Genomic DNA, 25,832 nt, shown 5'->3' on the forward strand with positions numbered 1-25,832 from the left:
GCTTCATGGTGTGGTCTCCTGTCAGAGGCTGGCTGAGTGGATCAGCGCTCGATCACCGGTGCGTGGACCGGGGCGATCGATGCGTGCGGCGTGGCGGTGCGTTGCGCGACCTTGTGCACCATGGTGTAGGCGTAGTCGATGCCCATGCCGTAGGCGCCCGAGTGTTCCTTGGCGATGCCGGTGACGGCGTCATAGGTGTCGCGGTTCTTCCAGTCGCGCTGCCACTCCAGCAGGACCTGCTGCCACGTCACCGGCACCACGCCGGCCTGGATCATGCGCTGCATGGCGTAGTCGTGCGCTTCCTTGCTGGTGCCGCCCGAGGCGTCGGCAACCATGTAGATCTCGTAGTCGCCTTCCAGCATCGCGCTCAGCGCGAAGGTGGTGTTGCAGACTTCGGTCCAGAGTCCGGCCACCACCACCTTCTTGCGCCCGGCGGCCTGCAGTGCGTCGCGCACCTTCTGGTCGTCCCACGAATTCATCGAGGTGCGCTCGAGGGTCTGCTTGCCGGGAAACACATCCAGCAACTCGGGGTAGGTGTAGCCCGAGAACGAATCGCTCTCGACCGTGGTGATGGTGGTCGGCACGTCGAACACCCGGGCCGCCTTGGCCAGCCCGATCACGTTGTTCTTCATGGCCTGGCGGTCCATCGACTGAACCCCGAAGGCCATCTGCGGCTGGTGGTCGATGATGATCAGCTGGCTGTTGCGCGGGGTCAGGACTTCGAGCTTGGCGTTCGACATGATGTTCTCCTAAGACGGATTCAAAATTGTTGATTGTTTGTAGCGGCGCTTGTTTGTGTCGCGCTGCCATGTGCAGAACTATAGCGAACGCCGTGATGCTTTCTGCCGACATTCATTGTCATTGTTGTTCAAAAAAATTGAAAAAACGAATCGCGGCGCTGTCCAGGCGGCGGGCAGGGATTGCCTTGAGGTTGGAAATGCGAATTGTTATCATTTGTGGTCGTTTCCTGCCCGCATCGCTCCATGCCCGCCGCTTCCTTTGCCGCTTGCCATCTTTGTCCTCTCAGCCACGCCGCTGGCGCTGAAAATGCCGCCGCATATGGGGCGCTGCGGGTGCCGGCGTGAGCAAGGCGCTGCAGGCTAGCGGGTGGCGCTATCGCGCGGGCGTAGGCGTGCGCGCCGTTGCCGCCATTGCCGGCGGCTATGCGCTGGCCGCGCTGGCCACCGCGGTGCTGGCGCGCTATCTGCCGATGGCGCGGCACGATGCCGTGACCACGGCGACGCTGCTGTCGTTCGCCATCTATGCCGGCGCGGCGGTCTGGGTGTTTGCGGTGCGTAGCGCCTGGCGTGCATGGGCGGGCCTGGCGCTGCCGGCCGCGCTGCTGTCGGCCACGCTGGCGCTCGGACGGGGGGCGTGATGCGCGCGGGATTCAGGCAGTCGATGGCATGGCTCCACACCTGGAGCGGCCTGCTGGTGTGCTGGGTGTTGTTCCTGATGTTCTGCGGCGGCACCGCCAGTTACTACAAGGAAGAGATTTCGCTGTGGATGCGGCCGGAGCTGCATCGCACCGCACCCGCCGATGCCGCGCAGGTTCCGGCCGCGCAGATGGCACAAAACGCGTTGCGCTATCTGGAGCATCAGGCGCCCGATGCCGCGCGCTGGATCGTCACGCTGCCCGATGCGCGGCGCGACGCGGTCAATGTGCTGTGGACCTACAAGCCGGGGCAGGCGCCGCGCGATGCCGACGGCAAGCCGCGCCGCTTCGACACGCGCCTGCTCGATCCGGCCACCGGTGCGCCGCTGCAGGCCGCGCGCGAAACCCGCGGCGGCGAGTTCCTCTACCGCTTGCACTTCGACCTGCATTACATGCCGGCCAAGTGGGCGCGCTGGATCGCCGGCTTCTGCGCCATGTTCATGCTGGTGGCGATCGTCAGCGGCGTAATCACCCATCGCCGCATCTTTGCCGACTTCTTTACGTTCCGGCGCGGCAAGGGCCAGCGCTCCTGGCTCGATGCGCACAACGCGCTGGCGGTGCTGCCGCTGCCGTTCCACCTGATGATCACCTACACCGGGCTGGTCACGCTGCTGTTCATGTACATGCCGTGGGGCGTCGAGGCGGCATACGGCGGCGACCTGCGCGCGTTCCAGGCGCAGACCAGGCTGCGCCCGCTGCCGCCCAAGGCCGCCGGCACGGCCGCGCCGCTGGCGAGCGTGCCGGACATGATGGCGCAGGCCGGGCGCGCGTGGCAGGGCGGGCAGGTGCGCCGCATCGTGGTCAACCTGCCGGGCGATGCCAACGCGACCGTGACGCTCTCGCGCGCCGAGCCCGCGACGCTGTCGCACGATCCGCTCGCGCTCGAATTCGCGGGTGCCAGCGGCGCCCTGCTGGGCGCGTATGCCGAAGACAAGTCCGCCGCCGAAATGACGCGCAGCGTCATGACCGGCCTGCATATCGCCAGCTTTGCACCCCCCGGCCTGCGCGCGCTGTTCTTCCTGTGCGGGCTGGCGGGCTGCGCCATGGTCGCCACCGGCGCCATTTTGTGGGCGGTGCGCACGCGCCAGCAGCAGGCCAAGGCCATCGCGGCGCGGGGCCGGCCCGGATTCGGGCTGCGCCTGGTCGAGGCGCTCAATATCGGCGCCATTGCCGGCCTGCCGGTGGCCTTTGCCAGCTATTTCTGGGCCAACCGGCTGTTGCCGGTGGCAATGGCGCAGCGGCCCGAGGCCGAGATCCGCTGGTTCTTCATGGCCTGGGCCGCGTGCGCGCTGCTGGCGCTGTGCCGGCCCACGCGCGCCATGTGGCGTGCGCAGCTGTGGGCTGGCGCGGCATTGTTCGGCACCCTCCCGCTGCTCAATGCGCTGACCACCGGCTCGCACCTGGGCGTGACGCTGCTGCAGGGGCGTGGTCCGGCGGCCGTGGCCGGCTTCGACCTGGTGTCGCTGGCGCTGGGGCTGGCGCTTGGCGCCGCGGCCTGGATCACGGGCCGCCGGCAAGCCATGGGCGCACGCGTGGCATCGCGGCCGCGCAACGTCGCCGCCACCACGCAGGAGGCCGCATGACCGCGCTGGCTGGGTTCGCGCTGTCGCTGGCCGGGTTTGCCGCGCTGGCGCTGTCGCTCGAGCGCCATCATGCCGATATCCATGGCCGCGGCAGCATGCCGTCGCGCGGCGCGGTGGCGCGCTTGCGCCTGCAGGGCGCGGTGGCGCTGGCACTGGCGTGGGGACTGCATATCGCCGCGCAGGGCGGGCCGATGGGCACGGTGTCGTGGGTCGGCACGCTGACGGCCAGTGCCATCGCCGTGGCGCTGGGCCTGTCCTACGCGCCGCGCGCGGTGCCGCGCCTGCTGCCCGGCGTGGCGCTCGTCGGGCTGGCCGGCGCCGCCTGGCGGCTTGCCGGCTGAGCCGCGGCGCCTGGCGCTCGCGCCGCGGCGTGCTCAGCTTGCCGGTTGTGGCCGGCCGGGCGCTTCGGCCTGCGCGGCATCGCCCCGGATCTCGGCGGCGACATCGCGCAGGACTTCGAGCAGCGTCTGCGGCGGATAGGGCTTGCGCAGCACCGCCACCGCGCCCAGCGCGGCGCGCTGTGCCGGCGTCAGCTCCAGCGCATAGCCGGTGGCGAACACCACGCCCAGCCCCGGATGGCGCGAGCGTGCCGCCAGCGCCAGGTCCACGCCGGAATCCCCGGCCAGCGCGACGTCGGTCAGCAGCACGTCGACCGCGTTGCCGGCCAGCACGGCGAGCGCCGCGCTCTCACTGTCCGCTTCCAGCGCGTGCACGCCATAGGCACGCAGCACTTCCGCGGTGCCGGCGCGTACCAGCGCGTCGTCGTCGACGCACAGCACGCGCAGCGGCGCGGCGTCCGGCGCGTGGCCGACTGGCGCCAGGTGCTGGCCCGCCGCGGCCGTCGCCGCGCGCTGGCTGCGATTGGCCAGCACGTGGCGCACCTTGCGCGCCAGCGCCTCATGCGTGTAGGGCTTGCTGAGCAGTTCGATGCCGGCATCGAGGCGTCCGTCATGCACGATGACGCTGTCGGCATAGCCCGAGGTGAACAGCACGCCCACGTCCGGCATCCGTTCGCGCAGCTTGCGCGCCAGTTCCGTGCTGCGCAGCGGGCCGGGCATCACCACGTCGCTGAACAGCAGGTCCACCGGCATGCCGCGCTCGACGATGGCCAGCGCGCTGTGCGCGTCGCGCGCGCGCAGCACGTGGTAGCCCAGGCTGGCCAGCATCTCGACCACGGTGGCGCGCACGTCCTCGTCGTCTTCCACCACCAGCACGGTCTCGCTGCCGCCGCGCGCCGGGCCGGCGTCCAGTTCGATATCCGGGTCTTCGTCCCGAAGCACGCGCGGCAGGAACAGCGTGACCGTGGTGCCGCGCCCGGGCTCGCTGGTGATCTTCACGTGTCCGTCGGACTGGCGGATAAAGCCATACACCATGCTCAGGCCCAGGCCGGTGCCCTGGCCCTCGGGCTTGGTGGTGAAGAAGGGCTCGAACACGCGTTCCTGCACCTCGGGCGGCATGCCCACGCCGGTGTCGGTGACCGACAGCAGCACATACTGCATCGGCGCGGCTGGCGCGGCTTCGTTGGCGGTTTCGTTGGTGGCTTCGCCCGGCCGCGCATTGCGCGCCGCGATGGTCAGGCGCCCGTGCCCTTGCATGGCGTCGCGCGCGTTGATCGCCAGGTTCAGCAGCGCATTCTCGACCTGGAAGGGGTCGACCAGCGTGTTCCACAGGTCGGGCGCGACCACGGTTTCGACCTCGATGCCGTCGCCCAGCGCCCGGCGCAGCATGTCGTCCAGCGTGCGCACCAGCCGGCCCAGGTTGACCACCCGCGGCGCCAGCGGCTGGCGCCGCCCGAACGCCAGCAGCTGCGATGCCAGCTTGGCGCCGCGCGCGACCCCGGCCAGCGCGTTGCGCAGGCGCGGCCCGGCGCGGTCATCGCCGGCGAGGTCGCGCGTCAGCAACTGCAGGTTGCCGCCGATCACCTGCAGCAGGTTGTTGAAATCATGCGCGACGCCGCCGGTCAGGTTGCCGATCGCCTCCATCTTCTGCGCCGTGCGCAGGGCCTCGTCGGCGTGGCGCAGCGCGGCCTGCGCTTCGCGGTCGCCGGTGACATCGCGGCCGACGCCATGGACATGGCCGTTGGCCGGATCGACCGACAGCGTCCAGGCCAGCCAGCGCAGTGCGCCGTCGGCGCGCTGCTGCCGGCATTCGAAGCGCACCGGCACGCCATCGTGGCGCAGCGCGTCGAGCTGCGCGCTGGCGCCGGCGAGGTCGTCGGGATAGATGAACGATAAGTAAGCGCGTCCCAGCACCTGCTGCGGCGCGTGGCCGAGCGTGCGCGTCCACGCCGGACTGACCCGCTGCAGGCAGCCATCGAAGCGCGCCACGATCAGCAGGTCTTCGCTCAGCTCCCACAGCCGGTCATGGTCGGCCACGGCCTGCGCGACGCGGCGTTCCAGCGAGGCGTTGAGGTCCTGCAGGCGGCGCTCGGTGGCCCGGCGCAGCTCGGAGAGGCGCAGATTGCTGGCCACGCGCGCCAGCAATTCCCGCGCGGAGAAGGGCTTGACCAGGTAGTCGTCGGCGCCGCTGCCCAGGCCGCTGACGCGCGCCTCCTCGCCGGCGCGGGCGGACAGCAGCAGCACCGGCGTGTCGCTCAGCGCGGCATCGGCGCGCAGCGCGCGCACCAGGCCAAAGCCGTCCAGGCGCGGCATCATCACGTCCGACACCACCAGTGCCGGCGCGTGCGCGCGCGCCAGCGCCAGCGCCGCCTCGCCGTCGGCGGCCACGGCGACGCGATGGCCGGCGGCGCCCAGCAGGCGGCGCATGTAGTCGCGCAGGTCGTCGTTGTCGTCCACCACCAGCACCAGCGCGCTGCCATGCGCCGCCTCGCCGGCCGCGGCGTCGGCCGCGCCTTGCGGGGCGGACAAGGCAAGCTCATCCGCTGTCACGGTCGTTGCCGGCGGCATCCGTACCTGCGGCCAGCGCAGCGCGGTCTCGACATAGGCGCGCGCCTGCACGCTGCTGGCCGGCGGCGCGGCGTCGGCCTCCGCAGCCACCTCAGTGGCCGCATCCATGGCTACGTCGGCGCCGGCCGGCAGGCGCACGGTAAAACAGGTGCCCTCGCCGGGGGTGCTCTGCACGTCGATGGTGCCGCCATGCAGCCGCACCAGTTCCTGCACCAGCGCCAGCCCGATGCCGCTGCCTTCGATGCTGCGGCCCTGGGCGCCTTCGACGCGATGAAAGCGCTCGAAGATGCGCGGCAGTTCCGCCGCCGGGATGCCGATGCCGGTGTCGCGCACGGTCAGCGCCACGGCGTCGTCGCCCTGCGGCGCGACCGCCACGGTGATGGTGCCGGCGAAGGTGAACTTGAAGGCGTTGGAGACCAGGTTCAGCACGATGGTCTCCCACATGTCGCGGTCCACCGCCACGGCGTGCGCCAGCGGCGGGCACAGCGGCGGGCAGTCGACCCGCAGCGTGATGCCGGCCGCTTCGACGCTGGCGCGGAACAGCGAGGCCAGGTCCGCCGTCAGCGCGGCCACGTCGGTGGGCTGGCGCCGCATCGTCACGCGGCCGGACTCGATGCGCGAGAAGTCCAGCAGCGCATTGACCAGCTTGAGCAGGCGCAGCCCGTTGCGATGCGTCATCTCCAGCATGGCGCGGTCCTCGCCGGAACCGGCGCGGCGCACCAGTTCTTCCAGCGGGCCCAGCATCAGCGTCAGCGGCGTGCGGAACTCGTGGCTGATATTGGAGAAGAACGCGGTCTTGGCGCGGTCGATTTCGGCCAGCGCCTCGGCGCGCTTGCGCTCCGCCTCATAGGCCAGAGCCGAATGCATGGCGGCGCCGATCTGCCCCGCCGCCAGCGTCAGGAAGCTGCGGTAGCGCTCGTCGAACAGGCGGAACGGATTCAGGCCGACCACCAGCACGCCGCGATGCGACGCGCTGCCCGACGGCGCCACCTCGATCACGGCCGCGCGCGACGGCGGCACGCCCCAGGCACCGCCCGGCAGCGGTACGGCGAAGCGCTCCGCCAGGCCGTCGAGCAGCACCGGCTGCTGCTGCGCCAGGACTTCGGCCACCGGCCACGGCCAGTGCGCGTCCAGCGCGATCTGCGCCGGCGCGCCCGGGTGGCCGCTATCGACGCCGATGCCGACGCCGATGCCGACGCCGATGCCGATGGCGCCGGCGCGCTGCAGCTCGCGCGCGCCGGGCTCGGCAATGTACAGCAGCGCGAACACGATGTCGCGCGGGTCCGACGACAACGCCGCCATGGCGCGCCCGCACGCGTCGCGCCAGGCGCGCGCCTCGCTGGCCGTTGCCGCCACGTCGCGCAGCACGTTCAGCTGGCGCTCGGCCAGCACGCGCTCGGTGTCGTCGCTGTTGGCGCAGATGATGCCGCCGGTGCCGCCGTGGTCGTCCGGCACCGGGCTGTAAGAGAAGGTGTAGTAGGTTTCCTCCGGGTAGCCGTTGCGCTCCATGATCAGCAGCTTCTGCTCGACGAAGGTGCCTTCGCTGCCGGTCATGGCAGTGGCCAGCAGGGGGCCGATCTCGGGCCAGATCTCGCGCCACACCACGGAGGTGGGCTGGCCGAGCGCGCCGGGGTGCTTGCCGCCGATGATCGATTTGTAGGCGTCGTTGTAGAAGAAGTGCAGGGCGTCGCCCCAGCCGATCCAGATCGGCTGGCGCGAGGTCAGCATGATGCGGATCGCGGTCTTGAGGCTGTTCGGCCAGCCTTGCGGGGGCCCCAGCGGGGTCGAGTCCCAGTCGAAGCCGCGCATCAGCGCGCCCATCTCGCCACCGCCGGAGAGAAAGCCGGGCATGTCGCCGGGCGGGACGGGCGCTGCGCTGGCGCCGGCAGTTGCGGTTTCGGCCGGGGTCGGCGGAGATGGCAGGGGCGTCATGCTGGCGGCGGGTGTCCTAATGGTCGTCTCTCGGGCACGCCGGCCCCGGCGTCCGGCCCGCGCGTCTTGGCAGACTGTGCCTAGCCTTGCCGTGCAATGCAAGCGGGCCGCGAGGCGCCTGTCGCGGCGCACTCGCGGCCCTGGTTCGCAGCGTGCTGCGATCAGCTTGCCGCGGGCTTAGTGTGGGCTTAGTGTGGGCTTACAGCGGCGGAGAGACCCAGTACGGGTCGCGCCCGTAGTATTCGTGCAGCGACTTGCCCCACTGCGGGTCGGCCATGCTCGGCCAGCTGTCCTTGTTGAAGCCCGGCGCGGACTTGATCCGGTCCGCCGTCACGGCGATCCGGAAGCACTTTTCGTCCGTATCCATGACCAGCGCGTTCCACGGAATGGCGTGCAGCGTGTCACCCATGCCTAGGAAGCCGCCGGTGGTCAGCACCGCATAGGCGATGCGCCCGTGCGGCACGTCCAGCATGATTTCGGAGATCTTGCCGACATGTTCGCCATCGGATGAATAGGCCTTGGTGCCATCCAGGCTGGAAGCCGCCATCACTTCCGGGCCCGGGCCTTCGCCCACGCCGGAACCGACGATGGCTGCGCCTTGACTGCTGGGAGGTTGCGTTTGCATGCTGTGCTCCTTGTCGCGAGACGGTGGAATGCTTGGCGTGCGCAATGACCATGCCTGCGCCGCTTTGCCGTGGTTTCCACGTGGATCGCCCCGCTGCGCGCCCGTTGGCACCCCCCGCGGAGGTAATTCTTTCGCGTGGCTTGCAAAAACAACGCATCCGCACGGACGCCGCGCGGCATTCGGCAGCCGCTTCAGAAGTGGTGCCGCATGCCAAGCATCACGCCCACGCGCGTGCTGCGCGCCACGTCGGTGGCGGGCGTGCCAGCCCAGTACTCGGTCTCGCGGCCGACCGCGCCGCCGCGCGCGCGCACCACGTCGGCTTCCAGGTACAGGCTGGTGCGCCGGGACAGGGCGTAGTCGGCCACCACCGCGACGCTGTCGGCGTTGCCGCTGCCCAGCAGCACCGGCACCTGCAGGAACTGCGTGGTCACGTGGCCGCGCTGCCAGTAGCGGTAATAGGCGCCGGACAGATGCAGCGCGGGCGTGAGCTGGTAGCCCAGCCCGGCGAAGGCGATGTTGAAGCGCGCGCCGCCCGCGGCTGGATTTCGCGCCGATTCGCGCCGGCCCATGTGGCCCACGTAGAAGGTGGCCTTGCCGGCTGCGTAGGAGCCGCCCACGGCGTAGTTGCGGACGGTGTGGCCGCCGTCGGCGCTGCGGCGCTGGTCATAGGCCGCGCCCAGCGCCAGCGCGCCCTGCTGCAGCATCAGCCCGCCGCCCAGCGTGGCGCCGCGCGCCAGGCTGCCGGCTTGCCCGCCGGCGCCGTAGTCCAGTTGCAGCGTCAGCGGGCCGGCGCTTTTCTTGTAGACCAAGCTGTGGTCGATGCGATAGTCCTGGAAGAAGATGTCGCCGCCCAGGTAGATCGGATCGGACCAGAAGTTGCCCCAGCCCTGGTCCAGCGGATTGAAGGCCCAGCCGATATTGTTCAGGGCGTTGTACTGGCGGCCGAAGGTCAGGCTGCCCCAGTCGCCGGCCATGCCGGCATAGGCCTGGCGGCCAAACAGCGCCTGGTAGCTGGCGCGGCCGTCGTCGCTGCCGATGCCGGCCTCGAGCTGGAAGATGGCGTGCCGGCCGCCGCCCAGGTCTTCGTCGCCCTTCAGGCCGAAGCGGCTGCCGACCATGCCGCCGGAGACCAGCGCCGCCTGGTCGTGGTGATGGCCGTCGAGGTTCGAGGTGTAGCGCACGGCCGTGCTGACGATGCCATAGACGGTGACGCCCGGCTGCGCATGGGCGCGCCCCGCGGTGAGGGCAGTGATAAGGGCAGCGACGGGCAACAGCCCGGCCGCCGGCAGCCAGTGGCTGGCTGTCTTCTTCATGGAGGGTCCTCCGGAGGGCCGGATCCGGACGGCGCGGTAGCGTGCCGGAGCGGATCCGTCAGGCCGATGGCCTGCGGGTTCCAGTCCCGCGCGGGGGCACGCGGGTCGTCATCGGGCCTGGCGCAACGGATGCGTGGCCCGGGCGAGGGTCGAAGCGGGCGACGATGCCTGGAGGGTCGGCGAATGCCGGCAGTATTGCCGGGCAAGCCTTGGGCAGCGCCGCTTGCCGGCGCCACGGGAGCGGCCCGAAGGCCATGAAGCGGGTTCGCCGGCGCCCGCTTCGGCAAGCGTTTTTCGGCAATGGCCGATCGGGCTTGGAAGGCGCATGCCGGGTCGTCCCCGGCGCGGCGAACCGGGCGTAGTTTACCCGCACTGGGTCAGCGCCCTTGAAAAGTGCTTCGTCCGGCGCTGGTTGCTGGCCTGATCAGGCCGCTGGTGTGCCCCCTCTACCGCATGCGGGAGAGGGGTGGAGGAGAGGGCCGGCGCGTCAACGAACTCGGTCGCGACACACCGGCCGGGGGCGGACGCCTCAGCCCACCCGCTTCGCCGAGATCACCGCTTCCGCCACATTGGCCGGGGCCTCGGCGTAGTGCTTGAACTCCATGGTGAAGGTCGCGCGTCCCTGCGTCAGCGAGCGCAGCGTGGTGGAGTAGCCGAACATGGTCGCCAGCGGCACTTCGGCGCGCACGATCTTGCCACCGCCGCCGGCGATGTCTTCCATGCCGTGCACCATGCCGCGGCGCGACGACAGATCGCCCATCACGTTGCCGGTGAATTCCTCGGGCGTCTCCACCTCGACCGCCATCATCGGCTCCAGCAGCGTCGGCCGGGCGCGGCGCATGCCTTCCTTGAACGCCATCGAGCCGGCCATGCGGAACGCGTTTTCGTTCGAGTCGACGTCGTGGTAAGAGCCGAATACCAGCGTGGCCTTGATGTCGACCACCGGGTACCCCGCCAGCACGCCCGACTGCATGGTCTCGCGGATGCCCTTGTCCACCGCGGGGATGAACTCGCGCGGCACCACGCCGCCCTTGATCGCATCGACGAACTCGTAGCCGCCGCCATGCGGCATCGGCTCCAGGTTCAGCACCACGTGGCCGTACTGGCCGCGCCCGCCCGACTGCTTGATGAACTTGCCCTCGACGTCGCGCGCGGCGTGGCGGATGGTCTCGCGGTACGCCACCTGCGGCTTGCCGACCGAGGCTTCGACGCCGAATTCGCGCCGCATGCGGTCGACCAGGATTTCCAGGTGCAGCTCGCCCATGCCGGAGATGATGGTCTGCCCGGACTCTTCGTCCGTGGTCACGCGGAACGACGGGTCTTCCTGCGCCAGCCGGTTCAGCGCGATGCCCATCTTCTCCTGGTCGGCCTTGGTCTTCGGCTCCACCGCCTGCGAGATCACCGGCTCGGGAAAGCTCATGCGCTCCAGGATGATGACCTTGTCGGGGTCGCACAGCGTGTCGCCGGTGGTGGCCTCCTTCAGGCCCACCGCCGCGGCGATGTCGCCGGCGCGCACTTCCTTGATCTCCTGGCGCACGTTGGCGTGCATCTGCAGGATGCGCCCCAGGCGCTCGCGCTTGCCCTTGAGCGGGTTGTAGACGCTGTCGCCCGAGCTGACCACGCCGGAATACACGCGGAAGAAGATCAGCTGGCCGACAAAGGGGTCGGTCATGATCTTGAACGCCAGCGCGGCGAACGGCTCGTCGTCGCTGGGGTGGCGCTCGGCCTCGCGGTCGTCCTCGGTGTGGCCCAGGATGGCGGGCACGTCGGCGGGCGACGGCAGGTAGTCGATCACCGCGTCGAGCATGCTCTGCACGCCCTTGTTCTTGAAGGCGCTGCCGCACAGCATCGGCACGATCTCGTTGGCGATGGTGCGCTTGCGCAGGCCCTGCTTGATCTGGTCCTCGGTCAGCGGCTCGCCCGACAGGTACTGGTTCAGCAGCGCCTCGTCGGCCTCGGCGGCGGCCTCGACCATCTTGTCGCGCCATTCCTGCGCGGTGGCAAGCAGGTCTGCGGGGATGTCCTGGTACTCGAAGCGCACGCCCTGGCTGGCCTCGTCCCAGACGATGGCCTTCATCTTGACCAGGTCGACCACGCCCTGGAAGTGGTCCTCGGCGCCCAGCGGAATCTGGATCGGCACGGCGCGGCCGCGCAGGCGCTCGGCAATCTGCGCCTGCACGCGGAAGAAGTCGGCGCCGATGCGGTCCATCTTGTTGACGAACGCGATGCGCGGCACCGCGTACTTGTTGGCCTGGCGCCAGACGGTTTCGGATTGCGGCTGCACCCCGCCGACGGCGTCGTAGACCATGCAGGCACCGTCCAGCACGCGCATGGAGCGCTCGACTTCGATGGTGAAGTCGACGTGCCCCGGCGTATCGATGATGTTGATGCGGTGCTCGGGATAATTGCCGGCCATGCCTTTCCAGAAGGCGGTGGTGGCGGCCGAGGTGATGGTGATGCCGCGCTCCTGCTCCTGCTCCATCCAGTCCATGGTGGCCGCGCCATCGTGCACTTCGCCAAGCTTGTGGTTGACGCCCGTGTAGAACAGGATGCGCTCGGTCGTCGTGGTCTTGCCGGCGTCGATATGCGCGCTGATGCCGATATTGCGGTAGCGCTCGATGGGGGTCTTGCGGGGCACAGTGTTCTCCATGGATGAAACACGCCCGAATAGAGTAGCACCACTGGCCGCTCCCCGTTGCCCCTGCCGCGGGCAGGGACACGCGCTTCGGGGCGGCCCGCGGACGGTCCCGCGCGTCTGAGGCGGGCCTAGGATTTTCGCTGCAACCGAAGCGGATTCCTCCCATCCTGTGCGCGCCTGCGGCTCCCTATACTGGCGTGGCATCGCGCACCGGCATGCGCCGTTCCTGCCAGCCCGTTCCAGCATCGGGATGTTGCCTCCGCCGATGCCTGCCTAGAACCTGGACCCCGCGCATGACAACCATCCTGATCGTTGACGACCATCCGGCGATGCGGTTGGTGCTTCGGCACCATCTGTCGCAACTGCTTGGCGTCGACGAGGTGATCGAGGCGGACAACGGGCAATGCGCCATCGAAATGGTGCGCGCACGCATGCCGGACCTGGTGCTGCTCGACCTCGACATCCCGCGCTCGAGCGGGCTCGACGTGGCGCCGCGCCTGCGCGCGATCCATCCGCAGGTGCGCATCCTGGTGGTGACGGCGCTGGACCCGGCCGTGTTCGTCAGCCGTTCGTGGCAGGCGGGCGCGCAGGGCTTCGTCAGCAAGACCCAGGACATCAAGGAAATCCTGCGCGCGGTCGAGGCCGTGCTGGCGGGCTATACCGTGTTCCCGGTGCTGGGCCGCGGCGGCGCGCCGCGCCAGTCGATGTCGGCCGACGACGAGATGCTGCGGCGGCTGTCCGACAAGGAACTGGTGGTGCTGCAGATGCTGGCGCGCGGCATGTCGTACAAGGCCATCAGCGAAAGCCTCTTTATCAGCAACAAGACCGTCAGCAGCTACAAGGCCCGCATCATGAACAAGCTGCAGGTGTCGTCGCTGGTCGAACTGGTCGACTTCGCGCGCCGCTGCCGGCTGACGCCTTAGCGGCGGGCGCCGGCGCCGTTATTCATTAGACATCGTATGACTTGCCGGCGCATGCCCGCCGCATGCGCGTCCCGCTTCAGCCTTGCGGGCCGGCCGACCCGGACGCCTTGCGCAGCCGCTCGCGGCTGTTGGTCAGGTGCATGCGCATGGCGGCCTTGGCGGCGTCGGGGTCGCGGCGCTCGATCGCGTCGTAGATGTTCTCGTGCTCGATGCTGACCCGCTCCAGGTACTGCACGCGCTCGGGGGTGCTGACCTGCAGCCGGCTGCGCGGGATCACCATGGTGCCCAGGTGACCCATGATGTCGGTGAAATAGCGGTTGCCGGTGGCACGCGCGATGGCCAGGTGGAAGGCGAAGTCGCTCTCTACCGCGTCATTGCCCTCGCCGGCGCCGTGCTTGAGCTCGTCCAGCGCCTGGCGCATCGCCGCAAGTTGCGCCTCGGTGCGGCGCGCGGCCGCCAGGCCGGCCGCCTCGGCTTCCACGCTGACGCGGAATTCCAGCATCGCCATCACATCCATGGCCGTGCCCAGCGTGTCCGGCCCGATCCGGAATGGCGACGGCGCTTCGGCCGGGCGTTCCAGCACGAAGGTGCCGATGCCGTGGCGCGTCTCCACCAGGCCGCTGGCCTGTAGCCGCGACAGCGCTTCGCGCACCACGGTGCGGCTCACGCCCATGGTGGCCATGATCTCGGATTCGGTGGGTAGCTTGTCGCCGGGCTTGAGCTGGCCCTGGCGGATCTCCTCGCCAAGGGCTTGTACGACTTCTTCGGCAAGCGTGCGGCCGCGGCGGCGCAACGGGGTCGGGGCGGAACTCGGGGTCGGCGCGAGAGGCTGGGCGTTCGGCATGGCAGCTACGTACGAATTCAGGGATACGGGCGGGCTTTCCCGGACTTGACCGGCCCGAGAATGCCTCATTATACTGGGTTATCAGTCATACGATGACAGATAACATACGCAACACAAGGCCCGGGTGAAGGATCGTACGCCCGCGGCCAGCCGGAGACATTGCCGAGATGACCCCTACCGCCACGCCCATGGCGCCCGCCCATACCCCGGTCGTGACCGAACTGACCGTGGTGCCCGTTGCCGGGCATGACAGCATGCTGATGAACCTGTCCGGCGCCCATGGCCCGTACTTCACGCGCAATATCGTGATCGTGCGCGACAGCTCCGGCCATACCGGCGTCGGCGAAGTGCCGGGCGGCGAAGGCATCCGCCAGACACTGGAAGACGCGCGCCCGCTGCTGGTGGGCCAGCCCATCGGCCACTACCAGGCCGTGCTGAACCGCGTGCGCGCGGCCTTTGCCGGCCGCGATGCCGGCGGCCGCGGCCTGCAGACTTTCGACCTGCGCATCACCATCCACGCCGTCACGGCGCTGGAGGCGGCGCTGCTCGACCTGCTCGGCCAGCACCTGGAGGTGCCGGTGGCCGCGCTGCTGGGCGAGGGCCAGCAGCGCGACGCGGTGGAGATGCTGGGGTACCTGTTCTATATCGGCGAGCGCCAGCGCACCACGCTGGACTACCGCACCGAGCCGGACGCGGACAACGCGTGGTTCCGCCTGCGCAATGAAGCGGCGATGACGCCCGAGGCCGTGGTGCGCCTGGCCGAAGCGGCGTATGAGCGCTACGGCTTCAATGACTTCAAGCTCAAGGGCGGCGTGCTGCGCGGCGACGAAGAGATGGAAGCGATCCTGGCGCTGGCCGAGCGCTTCCCCAGGGCGCGCATCACGCTCGATCCCAACGGCGCCTGGTCGCTGGCGGACGCCGTGCGCCTGTGCCGCGACAAGCGCGGCGTGCTGGCCTATGCCGAAGATCCGTGCGGCGCCGAAGACGGCTACTCGGGCCGCGAGATCATGGCCGAGTTCCGCACCGCCACCGGCCTGCCCACCGCCACCAACATGATCGCCACCGACTGGCGCCAGATGGGGCATGCGGTGCGGCTGCAGTCGGTCGACATCCCGCTGGCCGACCCGCATTTCTGGACCATGCAGGGCTCGGTGCGGGTCGCCCAGATGTGTGCCGAATGGGGCCTGACCTGGGGCTCGCATTCGAACAACCACTTCGATATCTCGCTGGCGATGTTCACGCACGTGGCGGCGGCCGCGCCGGGACGCGTCACCGCGATCGACACCCACTGGATCTGGCAGGACGGCGAACACCTGACCCGCAACCCGCTGCAGATCGAAGGCGGGCTGGTGCAGGTGCCCAGGACCCCGGGGCTGGGCGTCGAGCTCGACCCGGATGCGCTGGCGCGCGCGCACGAGCTGTACCAGCGCAAGGGCCTGGGCGCGCGCGACGATGCCGCGGCGATGCAGTTCCTGATCCCGGGCTGGCAGTTCAACAACAAGGCGCCGTGCATGGTGCGCTGACGCGCCACCGGCGACGACGCCAACGGCCATTGCCCGTCATCCATCCCGCGGCGGCAGGCCTCTCTCATCAAAAACAGTGCAGGAGACAACCATGACCGCATTCCAACGCCAGGGCGCGCCGCGCCTGCCTCACTGGCTACGCGCCGTTGCGCTCGGCTCGGTCGCCGCGGTCGCGGCGCTGACCTTCATCGGCCCGGCCGGCGCCGCGGCGCAGGACTGGCCGCAACGTCCGGTATCGGTGGTGGTGCCGTTCCCGCCGGGCGGCTCCAGCGATGCCATCGCGCGCATGCTGACGGTGCCGCTCAACGAGAAGCTGGGCCAGCCGTTCGTGATCGACAACCGCCCCGGCGCGACCGGCGCCATCGGCGCCACCTACGTCAAGCGCGCGCCGGCCGACGGCTACACCATGATGGTGGCGTCGATCGGCGTCTATGCGGTCAACCCGTTCCTGCAGAAGAACCTGGCCTATGACCCGGCCAAGGACTTCGACCTGCTGACCGTGGCGGTGCGCGCGCCCAACGTGCTGGTGGCCAACCCGCAGTTCCCGGCCAACACGCTGGCGGAACTGGTGGCGTACATGAAGAAGAACCCGGGCAAGGTCAGCTTTGCCTCGTCCGGCGCCGGCTCGTCCGACCACCTGACCGCGGCGCTGTTCTGGCAGAAGAGCGCCACCGACGGCCTGCACGTGCCCTACAAGGGCGGTGGCCCGGCCATCTCGGACCTGCTGGCCGGACAGGTAGACGTGTCGTTCCAGAACGTCAACGCGGTGCTGCAGCACATCCGTGCCGGCAAGCTCAAGGCGATGGCGGTGACTTCCGACAAGCGCTCGCCGGTGCTGCCCAATGTGCCCACCATGGCCGAGGCCGGCATCAAGGATGTCGAGGTCTACTCGTGGCAGGGCGTGGCGGCGCCGCGCGGCCTGCCGCCGGAGATCAAGAGCCGCCTGCACGGCGCGCTGGTGTCGTCGCTGAACGACCCCAAGATGCGCCAGAAGCTGTCCGAGAGCGGCTTCGAGGTGGTGGCCAACACCCCCGAGCAGTTCAACCAGTTCGAGGCGCAGGAGCTGCAGCGCTGGAAGACCGTGATCGAGAAGGGCAAGATCGCGCTGGACTGAAAACCGCCGCATAAAACCCAATACCAAAGCACCGACCGCGCCGGCCCTGCACGTGCATCGTGCCGCGCCGGCGCGCGCCCTCGACTGGAGACCACAGCATGACTTACGGACGCCGCAACTTCCTCAAGCAATCCTCCGCCCTGGCCGCCGGCCTTGCCGCGGGGCCGCTCGCCGGCCTGTCGTCGGCCGCGCACGCCGCGGACTGGCCCACCCGCCCGATCCGCCTGGTGGTGCCGTACACCGCCGGCGGCTCGTCGGACATCATCGCGCGCCTGATCAGCAAGCAGCTGGGCGAGGCGCTGGGCCAGTCGGTGGTGGTCGACAACCGCCCCGGCGCCAACGGCAACGTCGGCGCGGCACTGGTCGCTCAGGCGACCGACAACCACACGCTGCTGCTGTGCGATATCGGCGCGCTGGCGATCAGCCCGTCGGTCTACACCAAGCTGACCTTCAATATCGCCAAGGACCTGAAGCCGGTGTCGATGCTGGCGTATTCGCCGCACCTGCTGGTGGTGCATCCGTCGGTGCAGGTGACCAGCGTGAAGGAACTGGTGGCGCTGTCGCAGCGCAGCCAGCTCAATTTCGCCGTGACCGCCATCGGCAGCGCGCCGCACCTGGCCGGCGTGGCGGTGGAGCAGGCCACCGGCGCCAAGTGGCAGTACGTGCCCTACAAGGGCGGCTCGCAAGCCATTGCGGACACCGTCGGCGGCAGCGCCCAGGTGCTGATGAACGGTATGCTCGCCACGCTGCCGCATGTGCAGTCGGGCAAGCTCAAGCTGATCGCACAGTCCAAGCGCACGCGCATGCCGCTGCTGCAGAACGTGCCGACCATCGCCGAGCAGGGCGTGCCGAACTTCGAGTCGGGCACCTGGCAGGGCGTGATGGCCCCGGCCAGCATGCCCGATGCGATGGTGGCGCGCATCAGCGCCGAACTGATCCGCATCATCCGCGCCCCTGACTTGCGCGCCCAGCTGGTGGCGCAGGGCGCCGAAGTGGTGACGATGACGCCGGGGGAAACCGGCAAGTTCTTTGTTGCCGAGCAAACACGCTGGGCGGGGGTGGTGAAGCAGGCGGGGATCAAGCTGGAGGCTTGAGGGGCAGGTGTTGGCAAGGGATGGCTCGCATGGGGAATGCGGGCCTTTTTTTTTGCGGGGGCCTAGAGGAGGCGTGGCCAAAAGCAAAAAGCCCCGCACCAGGCGGGGCACGTCTCAATGGCTCTTGTTATTTCCGCAGCGCCGCCGGCATCAGCCCCTGCGGCAGGTTCTGGTAGCAAACCGGCCGCAGGAACCGGTCGATCGCCGTAGCGCCCACCGAAGTCGTACGCACATCGGACGTCGCCGGGAACGGCCCGCCGTGCACCATCGCGTACGCCACCTCGACGCCGGTGGGATAGCCGTTGCACAGCACGCGCCCGGCCTTGCGTTCCAGCACCGGCAGCAGGCGCTGCGCCGCCGGGTGGTCGGCGTCGTCGAGCTGCATCGTGGCGGTCAGCTGGCCTTCGAGCTGGCGCGCCACGGTCAGCATCTCCTCCATATCGCGGCACACCACCAGCACCGTCGATGGGCCGAACACCTCGGCCTGCATGCGGTGGTCAGCCAGGAACTGCGCGGCGGTGGTTTCGAACATCTCCGGCCGGGCCTGGTTGGTGCCGCTGGCGTCCACGCCATTGCCGATGCGCTGCAAGCCGTCGAGCGATGCCAGCTGGGCCACGCCCTGCTGATACGCGGCATGGATGCCGGGCGTCAGCATGGTGGCGGCAGGCTTGCCTTGCAGCGCGCCCAGCGCCGCCGCGCGGAACTTGTCCAGCGCCGGGCCTTCGATGCCGATCACCAGTCCGGGGTTGGTGCAGAACTGGCCGACGCCGAGCACCAGTGACTCGACCAACTGGCGGCCGATCTCCTCGCCGCGCGCGGCTAGCGCGGCGGGCAGCAGGAACACGGGGTTGATGCTGCTCATCTCGGCATACACCGGGATCGGCTGCGGGCGCGCGTTGGCGGCGCGCATCAGCGCCATGCCGCCGGCGCGCGAGCCGGTGAAGCCGACCGCCTGGATCGCCGGATGCGACACCAGCGCGGTGCCGATGGCATTGCCCGCGCCCACCAGCAGCGAGAACACGCCCTCGGGCAGGCCAGCGTCGCGCACCGCCTGCTGGATTACGCGCCCGACCAGCTCGGAGGTGCCCAGGTGTGCCGGGTGCGCCTTGACCACCACCGGGCAGCCCGCCGCCAGCGCCGCGGCGGTGTCGCCGCCAGCCACGGAGAAGGCCAGCGGGAAGTTGCTGGCGCCAAACACCGCAACCGGGCCGATGGCGATGCGCTGCATGCGCAGGTCCGGCCGCGGCGGGGTGCGCTCGGGCAGGGCGGGGTCAAAGGTGGCTTGCTGCCAGCGGCCCTCGCGCAGCACGGTGGCGAACAGCCGCAGCTGGCCGGCGGTGCGGCCGCGCTCGCCCTGCAGCCGCGCGATCGGCAGCGCGCTTTCGAGGTGGGCGCGTTCGATCAGCGTGTCGCCCAGCGCCTCGATGCCCGCCGCGATGGCCTCGAGGAAGGCCGCGCGCTGTTCGGGCGTGGTGTTGCGGTACGTGTCGAAGGCCGCCTCGGCCAGCGCGCAGGCGCGCTCGACCTCGGCCTCGCCGCCGCAGTGGAAGTCAGGGCCGATCGCCGCGCCGGTGGCGGGGTTGATCGCCTGCAGCGTCGCTTCGGTGCCGCGCACGGCTTGCGCGCCGATCAGCATGTCGCCGGTGATTTGCATGGAAGGAATCCTTGTCAGCGTTTGGAACGGGAAGCCGGCCGGAGGGCATGCGCCCCACGGCCGGCTGGTCGGAATGCGAGGCGGGGACGGCGCGCTGGCCATCCACGTGCCGGGTTACTGCGGTCCGAGCTTGTTGATCAGCGCGCCCAGCATCTCCATTTCCTCGCCGGTCAGGTCCGTCAGCGGCGCGCGCACGGGACCGCCGTCGCGGCCCACCAGGCGCGCGCCCGCCTTGACGATGCTGACCGCATAGCCGGCCTTGCGGTTGCGGATGGCGAGGTAGGGCAGGAAGAAGTCGTCGATCAGGCGGCCCACGGTGTCGTGGTCGTCCGCGGCGATGGCACGGTAGAAGTCCATCGCCGTCTTCGGGATGAAGTTGAACACCGCCGACGAATACACCGGCACGCCCAGCGCCTTGTACGCCGCGGCATAGACCTCGGCGGTGGGCAGGCCGCCCAGGTAGGAGAAGCGGTCGCCCAGCTTGCGGCGGATGCTGACCATGGCTTCGATGTCGCCCACGCCGTCCTTGAAGCCGATCAGGTTGGGGCAGCGCGCGGCCAGGCGGGCCAACTGGTCGGCGTTGAGCTTCGAATTGGCGCGGTTGTAGACGATCACGCCGATATCGACCGCCTTGCAGACTTCTTCCACGTGGGCGGCAATGCCGTCCTGGCTGGCTTCGGTCAGGTAGTGCGGCAGCAGCAGCACGCCCGCGGCGCCCAGGCGCTGGGCTTCCTGCGCGTAGGCGATGGCGGTGCGGGTCGGGCCGCCGGCGCCGGCCAGGATCGGCACCTTGCCGGCGCAGGTGCGCACGGCGGTGTCGACCACGGCGGAGTAGTCCTGCGGCGTCAGCGAGAAGAACTCGCCCGTGCCGCCGGCCGCGAACAGCGCGGTGGCGCCGTAGGGAGCCAGCCATTCCAGGCGCGCGGCGTAGGACTTCGGCGCGAAGTCGCCCTGGGCGTCGAAGTCGGTGATGGGGAAGGACAGCAGGCCTTCGGAGACGATTTGCTTGAGTTCGTTGGGTGCGAGCATTGCGGCAATCCAGGGCGGGCCGATGGCCCGGGGTGGCAGAGGCGGCTGCCTGCGGCGTGGCAGGTCAGTCGAGTTATCAGTCATCGTACGACAATGGGGTGGCGAAGGCAATAGGCCGGCGACGTACGTCGGGTTAACCGGGAGCGGTACAAGGGCCTCCATGGGCGGTAACGCCGTTCACTTAGGGCATCAAACACTACCGTCATTCCCCGCGGGGAATCCAGCGTCTTTAAAGTCACTGGGTTCCCGCCTGCGCGGGAATGACAGTTGTCAAACAGGCCTTGTTGTCCGACAACGTGAGTAAAAGGCCGCTTGATGCACTCAGTCAATTTGAATCGACCATGCAAAGCTTCCGCGCCACGGCGAACCGGCGGCTGGCACACTGGCGTCCTGAGCCAAACGGGGAGAGCGCGGTGGGAGAGTTACAGGCCTTGCTGGAAAACCACGGGCTGATGCTGGTGTTCCTGAACGTACTGGTCGAGCAGGCCGGCCTACCGGTGCCGGCCTATCCGATGCTGTTCGTCGCCGGCGCGCTGGGCGTGCAGGAGACCGGGCCGTCGATCGGCGCGGTGCTGGCCGCGGTCATCGTCGCCTGCCTGATTGCCGACACCGGCTGGTACTTCGCCGGGCGCCGGCTGGGGCAGCCGATGCTGCGCACGATCTGCAAGGTATCGATTTCGCCCGACTCCTGCATCCGCCAGACCCAGTCGCTGTACCTGCGCGTCGGGCCGCGCTCACTTGTCGTTGCCAAGCTGCTGCCTGGCGCCGGCGCGCTGTCGACCGCGATGGCCGGCATGACTGGCACGCCGCTGCCGGTATTCCTGTTCTACGACGCGATCGGCGCGCTGGTGTGGGCCGGCAGCGGCCTGCTGATCGGCGTGGTGTTCAGCGACTTCATCGATGCCATTCTTGAGGGCTTCAGCACCTACGGCCATATGGCGCTGGTGGCGGTGGTGGGGGCCTTCCTGGTATTCCTGGCCTGGCGCTCGTGGCGCCGCCTGCGGCTGCTGCGCATCACGAAGCGAGTGCCGCGCATGAGCGTGGATGAGCTGGAATCGCGCCGGCTGGCCGGCGCGCTGCCGGTCGTGATCGACGTGCGCGCACATGGCGACGTGCCGATGGAGCGCATCCCCGGCTCGATGGTGCTCGACATGCAGGGCGCGCTCGACAGCCTCGACGCGCTCGGCGTGGCGCCCGCCGAAGCCGACATCGTGGTCTATTGCGCCTGCCCGAACGAGATGTCCGCGGCGCTGCTGGCCGAACGCCTGCGCGTCGCCGGCTATCCCAGGACCTGGGCGCTGGCCGGCGGCTTCGATGAATGGAAGCGGCGGCACGGCGCCACCGTGCCGCCCGCCGTCACCCATCCCGGCACGGGCCAGGCGACGGGACGCTGAGCCGCAGGCCTCTGCGGAGTATCGACCATGCGCCCTTGCCTATACTTGGCGCAGGCCGACTGCTACGGGAGGCACCCATGGCTGCGGAAGACCACGGTTACGGCGACGAAGCGGCCCGCATCGCGCACCGCCGCCGCCAACTCGGCATCGCGCCGCGCACGCAAGAGGGCCAGCGCAACTGGGCGCTGGCGCTGTCCGGCGGCGGTATTCGCAGCGCCACCTTTTGCCTTGGCGTGATGCAGGCGCTGGCCGGCACCGACATGCCGGCGGACACGACCACGGTGACCCCGCGCGGCGACGCGCCCCAGACACCCGCGGCGAGCGCGGCCGCCGCGGCGCAGACCGTTCCCGGGCTGGCTTCGCTGCTGGCGCAGTTCGATTACCTGTCGACCGTCAGCGGCGGTGGCTACCTCGGCGCCTTCTTCGTCAGCCTGTTCGTGCCCGGGCGCCTGCGCCGCGGCAGCGGCCCGGTCCAGGCCGCTGCCGACGCCTACCACACGCTGCAATGCGAGCCGCCGGGCCGCATCCACACCTCGGTCTCCTATGCCGCCGATCCCGGCCGCGGCGCGGTCGCCTGGCTGCGCGAGAACGGCCGCTACCTGTCGCCCACGGGCGCGGGCGACAACCTCTATGCCGCCGCGCTGGTGGCGCGCAATTGGCTGGCGATGCACTACGTGATCGGCAGCGCGTTGCTGGTGCTGCTGTCGCTGCTGGCGCTGCTGCTGCACGGCGCGGCGGGCGCGTGGTACGGCTTCGGACGCTACGAGATGGACCTGCTGCACGATGCGCGCCAGGCCTTCAACCAGGGCGAATGCGCGATCTGGTGGAGCCCGCTGCTGTGGCTGCCGCTGGTGACGGTGGTGCTCGGCGCGGTGCCGCCCGGCCTGGCGTACTGGCTGGTCTATCCGCGCGCCAGCGAGCCGCAGGCGCCGGGGCGCTTCTTCAGCCCCGCGCCGATGCTGGCCACGCTGCTGGGATTGCTGTTGCTCGCCGCCGCGTACTGGTCGGAACGGATCGGCGCGCGGCCGCTGCCTGCGCAATTCTTTGCCGCGCTGGGCGTGCTGACCTGGCTTGGCGTGCTGGCCTGCCTGGTAATGCTGCAGGGCGAGCCGCGCACGGTGTCCGGCTATCGCGTGCGGGCCACGCGTGCGCTGCGCACGGCGGTCACGCTGACGCTGTGGCTGGCGGCACTGGGCGTGGCCGATACCGTCGCGCGCACCACTTACCTGTATGCCCAGGCGGCCGGCCATCCGTGGGGCGTGGCGCTGCCCGCGAGCGCTCTGGGCGTGCTGGTCTGGCTGGTGCGCTACGGCGCGAGCCGGCTCGACGAAGGCCGCAAGGGCAGCGCCGGTACTGCCTGGCGGGCACTGTGGGCACGCCTGCCGGTCTCGCTGCTGGCCGGCGCGGCCGCGGCGGTGCTGGCCTTGCTGCTGTACGTGCTGTGGTCGTGGCTGGTGCTGTGGGTGCGCTGGAATGGCCGCGAGCCGGTCGACTGGCTGGTGTATGGCACCGCCTACACCGGGCCGGCGCTGGCTACGCTGACGGCCGTGGCACTGGTGCTGGCGCTGGTCGCCGGCCGCTTTACCGGCTTCCTGAACCTGTCCACGCTGCAACCTTTCTACGCGGCGCGCCTCACGCGCGCTTACCTTGGCGCATCCAATGGCGAGCGCTTTGCCGCGCCCGATCCCGATCCGGTGGCGGACCGGCGCCGGCGCGCGCGCTTCAGCGTGGCCGAGCCCGTGCCGGGCGACCAGCTCAGCCTCAATGCCTACTACGATCCGCACGTGCTGGCGCCGCTGCACCTGATCAACGTGACGCTGAACCTGACCGTCGATCCGGCCGAGCAGCTGGTCCAGCGCGACCGCAAGGGCAAGCCGCTGTGCCTGGCACCGGGCGCCGGCCTGCCGCAGCCGGGTGCGGCAAGCGCGGTCGCGCCGGACGCCTATGCGCGCTTCACCGTCGATGGCTGGCAGTGCTGCCCGGATCTGTCATGGCCCTCGTCGGGCAAGCTGGCGCAAGCGCTGACGGTGGGTGACTGGATCGCGATCTCGGGCGCGGCCGTGTCCACGGGGCTGGGCCGTGCCACCACCCTCGGTACATCGCTGCTGCTGGGGCTGGCCAACCTGCGGCTGGGCACGTGGTGGCCGTCGTTCCCGGCCCGCTATGCGCGCCGCGGCGGGCGCGAGGGCGAGCGCTGGCGCCATCCCGAACGCGCCACGCATCCGTGGCTGGCCGCCGGCATCTTCCGCACGCAGTATTACCTGGGGTGCGAGCTGAGCGCGCGCTTCCACGGCACGCGGCGCGGCTGGCAGTACCTGTCGGACGGCGGCCATTTCGACAACACTGGCGTCTACGAGCTGCTGCGTCCGGGCCGGAACGTCGCGCTGATCGTGCTGTGCGACTGCGGGGCCGATCCCGACTATCGCTTCGGCGACCTTGCCAACCTGATCCGCCTGGCGCGCATCGACCATGGCCTCGAGATCGTCGTCGATACCGAGGCCGCCACCACGCATCCGGTGCTGAGCCGAGTCTTCGGCGTGCCGGACGATTTCGTGCCGGGCCAGCCGTCCAGCACCGGCACCGGCGACAAATGCGCGGTGCTGCTCGACGTGTTCCGCACCGACCCGGCCTGCGCGGCGCCGCGCGCGCGCGTCTGCCGCATCGTGCTGATCAAGCCCCGGCTGGTGTCATGGGCGCCGGCCGACGTGCGGCACTATGGCGCCACGCACCCGGCCTTTCCGCAGGAGGGCACCGGCGACCAGTTCTTCGACGAGGCGCAATGGGAAAGCTACCGGGCCCTGGGGCACGCGCTTGGCAAGCGCGTGCTGGGCGGTGAAGTGGGCAAGGCGCTGCTGGCGTGATCGCGCGCTGCGCTGGCCTCAGCGCACGAAGCCGATCACGTCTTCCAGCCGGCCGCTGGCGTCGCGCAACGCCTCGAGCAGCCGTGGCACGGCGGCATCGTCGAGCCGTTGCTGCGGCCCGGCGATGGCGACCGAGCCCACCACCGCGCTGCGGTCGCGCGACCACAGCGGCAGGGCCAGGCCCGCGACGCTGGCCGCGGCTTCCTCGCGCGTATGCGCCCAGCCGCGTTCGCGCACCTCGGCCAGTTGCTGCTCGATGCGCTCGCGTTCCAGCGTGGTATGCGGACCCATGCGCGCCACGGCCTGGCGGTACACCTCGTCGCGAAAGGCCTCGTCCTGGAACGCCAGCATGGCCTTGGCGTGCGCGCCGGCATAGAGCGGAAAGCGCTCGCCCAGCTCGATCGAAAAGCGCAGCTGGTGCTGGCTCTGTACCAGCCCCACGCACAGGCCTTCATGGCCATCGAGCCACGACAGGAACACGGTCTCGCCGCTCTGCGCGGCCAGCTTCTCCAGCACCGGGCGCACGATCTCGTCGGGCGAGAAGCTCTTGCGCACCACCTGCCCCAGTTCGAACAGCCGCAGCCCCAGCGAATACTTGCCGGTGGCCGCATCCTGCACCAGGAAGCCGTTGGCGGCGAACGTGGCCAGCACGCGGTGCACTACGGCGTAATGCACGCCGCTGTGCTTGGCCAGCTCGCGCACGCCCCAGGTGGGCTGGCGCACGGTGAAGTGGGTCAGCAGGGCCAGCGCGCCGTCCAGTGTCTTGAGAGTCATCGATCGTTCCTTCGCATCGGGCTGAATGGTAAGGGCAAGCGGCGCGCGGCTCAATCCTTGCACCCCCGCTGTGGCCCCACCGCGCCCGGCGATACCCACGCCGCCCGCAGGGCCGCAAAGCCGCCGCCAGCACGATCCGCGCAGGCTCACTAACATAGCGAACCATCCGCATTGCAGCGGCGGCGCACGT

Annotated in this window: 18 protein-coding genes; 9 read left to right on the forward strand and 9 right to left on the reverse strand. The window is 70.0% G+C overall.

The genetic code is table 11. From position 1 onward, the window contains the following. Positions 1-41: 41 nt before the first annotated feature. On the reverse strand, positions 42-740 hold the full coding sequence (locus CBM2588_RS20115; RefSeq protein ID WP_115682157.1) for a hydrolase: 699 nt from the start codon (positions 738-740) through the stop codon (positions 42-44). A gap of 341 nt (positions 741-1,081) precedes the next feature. Here CBM2588_RS20115 and CBM2588_RS20120 point away from each other — a divergent pair, with 341 nt between their 5' ends. Genes CBM2588_RS20120 through CBM2588_RS20130 form a run of 3 tightly spaced genes read left to right on the forward strand, consistent with a single transcriptional unit; the run spans position 1,082 to position 3,359 of the window. Further along, entirely contained in the window at positions 1,082-1,378 is a 297-nt protein-coding gene (locus CBM2588_RS20120; RefSeq protein WP_231942217.1) for a DUF3649 domain-containing protein, read from the forward strand. Then, positions 1,378-3,018, forward strand: coding sequence for a PepSY-associated TM helix domain-containing protein (locus CBM2588_RS20125; protein ID WP_115682158.1), 1,641 nt, complete (start codon positions 1,378-1,380; stop codon positions 3,016-3,018). The genes CBM2588_RS20120 and CBM2588_RS20125 overlap by 1 nt, the downstream gene beginning before the upstream one ends. Then, entirely contained in the window at positions 3,015-3,359 is a 345-nt protein-coding gene (locus CBM2588_RS20130) for a DUF3325 domain-containing protein (protein WP_115682159.1), read from the forward strand. Before CBM2588_RS20125 ends, CBM2588_RS20130 begins: the two co-directional genes overlap by 4 nt. 33 nt (positions 3,360-3,392) lie before the next feature. On the opposite strand, the gene CBM2588_RS20135 is transcribed toward CBM2588_RS20130, so the two are convergent. From CBM2588_RS20135 to fusA, 4 genes are all read right to left on the reverse strand, one after another. Continuing rightward, on the reverse strand, positions 3,393-7,856 hold the full coding sequence (locus CBM2588_RS20135; RefSeq protein WP_439897454.1) for a response regulator: 4,464 nt from the start codon (positions 7,854-7,856) through the stop codon (positions 3,393-3,395). Between the two features lie 199 nt (positions 7,857-8,055). Next, complete coding sequence (locus CBM2588_RS20140; RefSeq protein ID WP_062804057.1) at positions 8,056-8,481, reverse strand: PRC-barrel domain-containing protein; 426 nt, start codon at positions 8,479-8,481, stop codon at positions 8,056-8,058. Between the two features lie 191 nt (positions 8,482-8,672). Next, positions 8,673-9,794, reverse strand: a complete 1,122-nt coding sequence (locus tag CBM2588_RS20145) for a porin (RefSeq protein WP_115682161.1) — start codon at positions 9,792-9,794, stop codon at positions 8,673-8,675. Between the two features lie 529 nt (positions 9,795-10,323). Then, on the reverse strand, positions 10,324-12,432 hold the full coding sequence (gene fusA, locus CBM2588_RS20150; protein WP_115682162.1) for an elongation factor G: 2,109 nt from the start codon (positions 12,430-12,432) through the stop codon (positions 10,324-10,326). A 293-nt stretch (positions 12,433-12,725) separates the two neighbouring features. On the opposite strand from fusA, the gene CBM2588_RS20155 reads away from it, so the two are divergent. Continuing rightward, positions 12,726-13,355: a response regulator transcription factor gene (locus CBM2588_RS20155; protein WP_026164172.1), complete on the forward strand. Its 630-nt coding sequence runs from the start codon at positions 12,726-12,728 to the stop codon at positions 13,353-13,355. A gap of 76 nt (positions 13,356-13,431) precedes the next feature. Here the strand turns inward: CBM2588_RS20155 and CBM2588_RS20160 are convergent, their stop codons facing one another. Then, positions 13,432-14,199, reverse strand: coding sequence for a FadR/GntR family transcriptional regulator (locus tag CBM2588_RS20160; RefSeq protein WP_115682163.1), 768 nt, complete (start codon positions 14,197-14,199; stop codon positions 13,432-13,434). 167 nt (positions 14,200-14,366) lie between these two features. Between CBM2588_RS20160 and gudD the strand changes: the two genes are divergently transcribed. The 3 genes from gudD (at position 14,367) to CBM2588_RS20175 (ending at position 17,930) form a co-directional block, all read left to right on the forward strand. Next, positions 14,367-15,722 carry a glucarate dehydratase gene (gudD, locus tag CBM2588_RS20165; RefSeq protein WP_115682164.1) on the forward strand — a complete coding sequence of 452 codons (1,356 nt, stop codon included), beginning with the start codon at positions 14,367-14,369 and terminating at the stop codon, positions 15,720-15,722. 91 nt (positions 15,723-15,813) lie between these two features. Continuing rightward, positions 15,814-16,836 carry a Bug family tripartite tricarboxylate transporter substrate binding protein gene (locus tag CBM2588_RS20170; RefSeq protein ID WP_115682165.1) on the forward strand — a complete coding sequence of 341 codons (1,023 nt, stop codon included), beginning with the start codon at positions 15,814-15,816 and terminating at the stop codon, positions 16,834-16,836. 98 nt (positions 16,837-16,934) lie between these two features. Beyond that, positions 16,935-17,930, forward strand: coding sequence for a Bug family tripartite tricarboxylate transporter substrate binding protein (locus tag CBM2588_RS20175; protein ID WP_115682166.1), 996 nt, complete (start codon positions 16,935-16,937; stop codon positions 17,928-17,930). Positions 17,931-18,057: 127 nt separating this feature from the next. Here CBM2588_RS20175 and CBM2588_RS20180 read toward each other — a convergent pair whose 3' ends face one another. Beyond that, positions 18,058-19,584, reverse strand: a complete 1,527-nt coding sequence (locus tag CBM2588_RS20180; RefSeq protein ID WP_115682167.1) for an aldehyde dehydrogenase (NADP(+)) — start codon at positions 19,582-19,584, stop codon at positions 18,058-18,060. 114 nt (positions 19,585-19,698) lie between these two features. Further along, positions 19,699-20,613, reverse strand: coding sequence for a 5-dehydro-4-deoxyglucarate dehydratase (kdgD, locus tag CBM2588_RS20185; RefSeq protein ID WP_111520918.1), 915 nt, complete (start codon positions 20,611-20,613; stop codon positions 19,699-19,701). 413 nt (positions 20,614-21,026) lie between these two features. Here kdgD and CBM2588_RS20190 point away from each other — a divergent pair, with 413 nt between their 5' ends. Continuing rightward, positions 21,027-22,007 (forward strand): DedA family protein/thiosulfate sulfurtransferase GlpE, encoded by a 981-nt coding sequence (locus tag CBM2588_RS20190; RefSeq protein WP_115682168.1) that lies wholly within the window; start codon positions 21,027-21,029, stop codon positions 22,005-22,007. 77 nt (positions 22,008-22,084) lie between these two features. After that, positions 22,085-24,868, forward strand: a complete 2,784-nt coding sequence (locus CBM2588_RS20195) for a hypothetical protein (RefSeq protein ID WP_115682169.1) — start codon at positions 22,085-22,087, stop codon at positions 24,866-24,868. Positions 24,869-24,886: 18 nt separating this feature from the next. On the opposite strand, the gene CBM2588_RS20200 is transcribed toward CBM2588_RS20195, so the two are convergent. Continuing rightward, complete coding sequence (locus CBM2588_RS20200) at positions 24,887-25,642, reverse strand: IclR family transcriptional regulator (RefSeq protein ID WP_115682170.1); 756 nt, start codon at positions 25,640-25,642, stop codon at positions 24,887-24,889. Between the last annotated feature and the right edge of the window lie 190 nt (positions 25,643-25,832).

This window comes from Cupriavidus taiwanensis, assembly GCF_900250075.1.
GTDB lineage: Bacteria > Pseudomonadota > Gammaproteobacteria > Burkholderiales > Burkholderiaceae > Cupriavidus > Cupriavidus taiwanensis_C.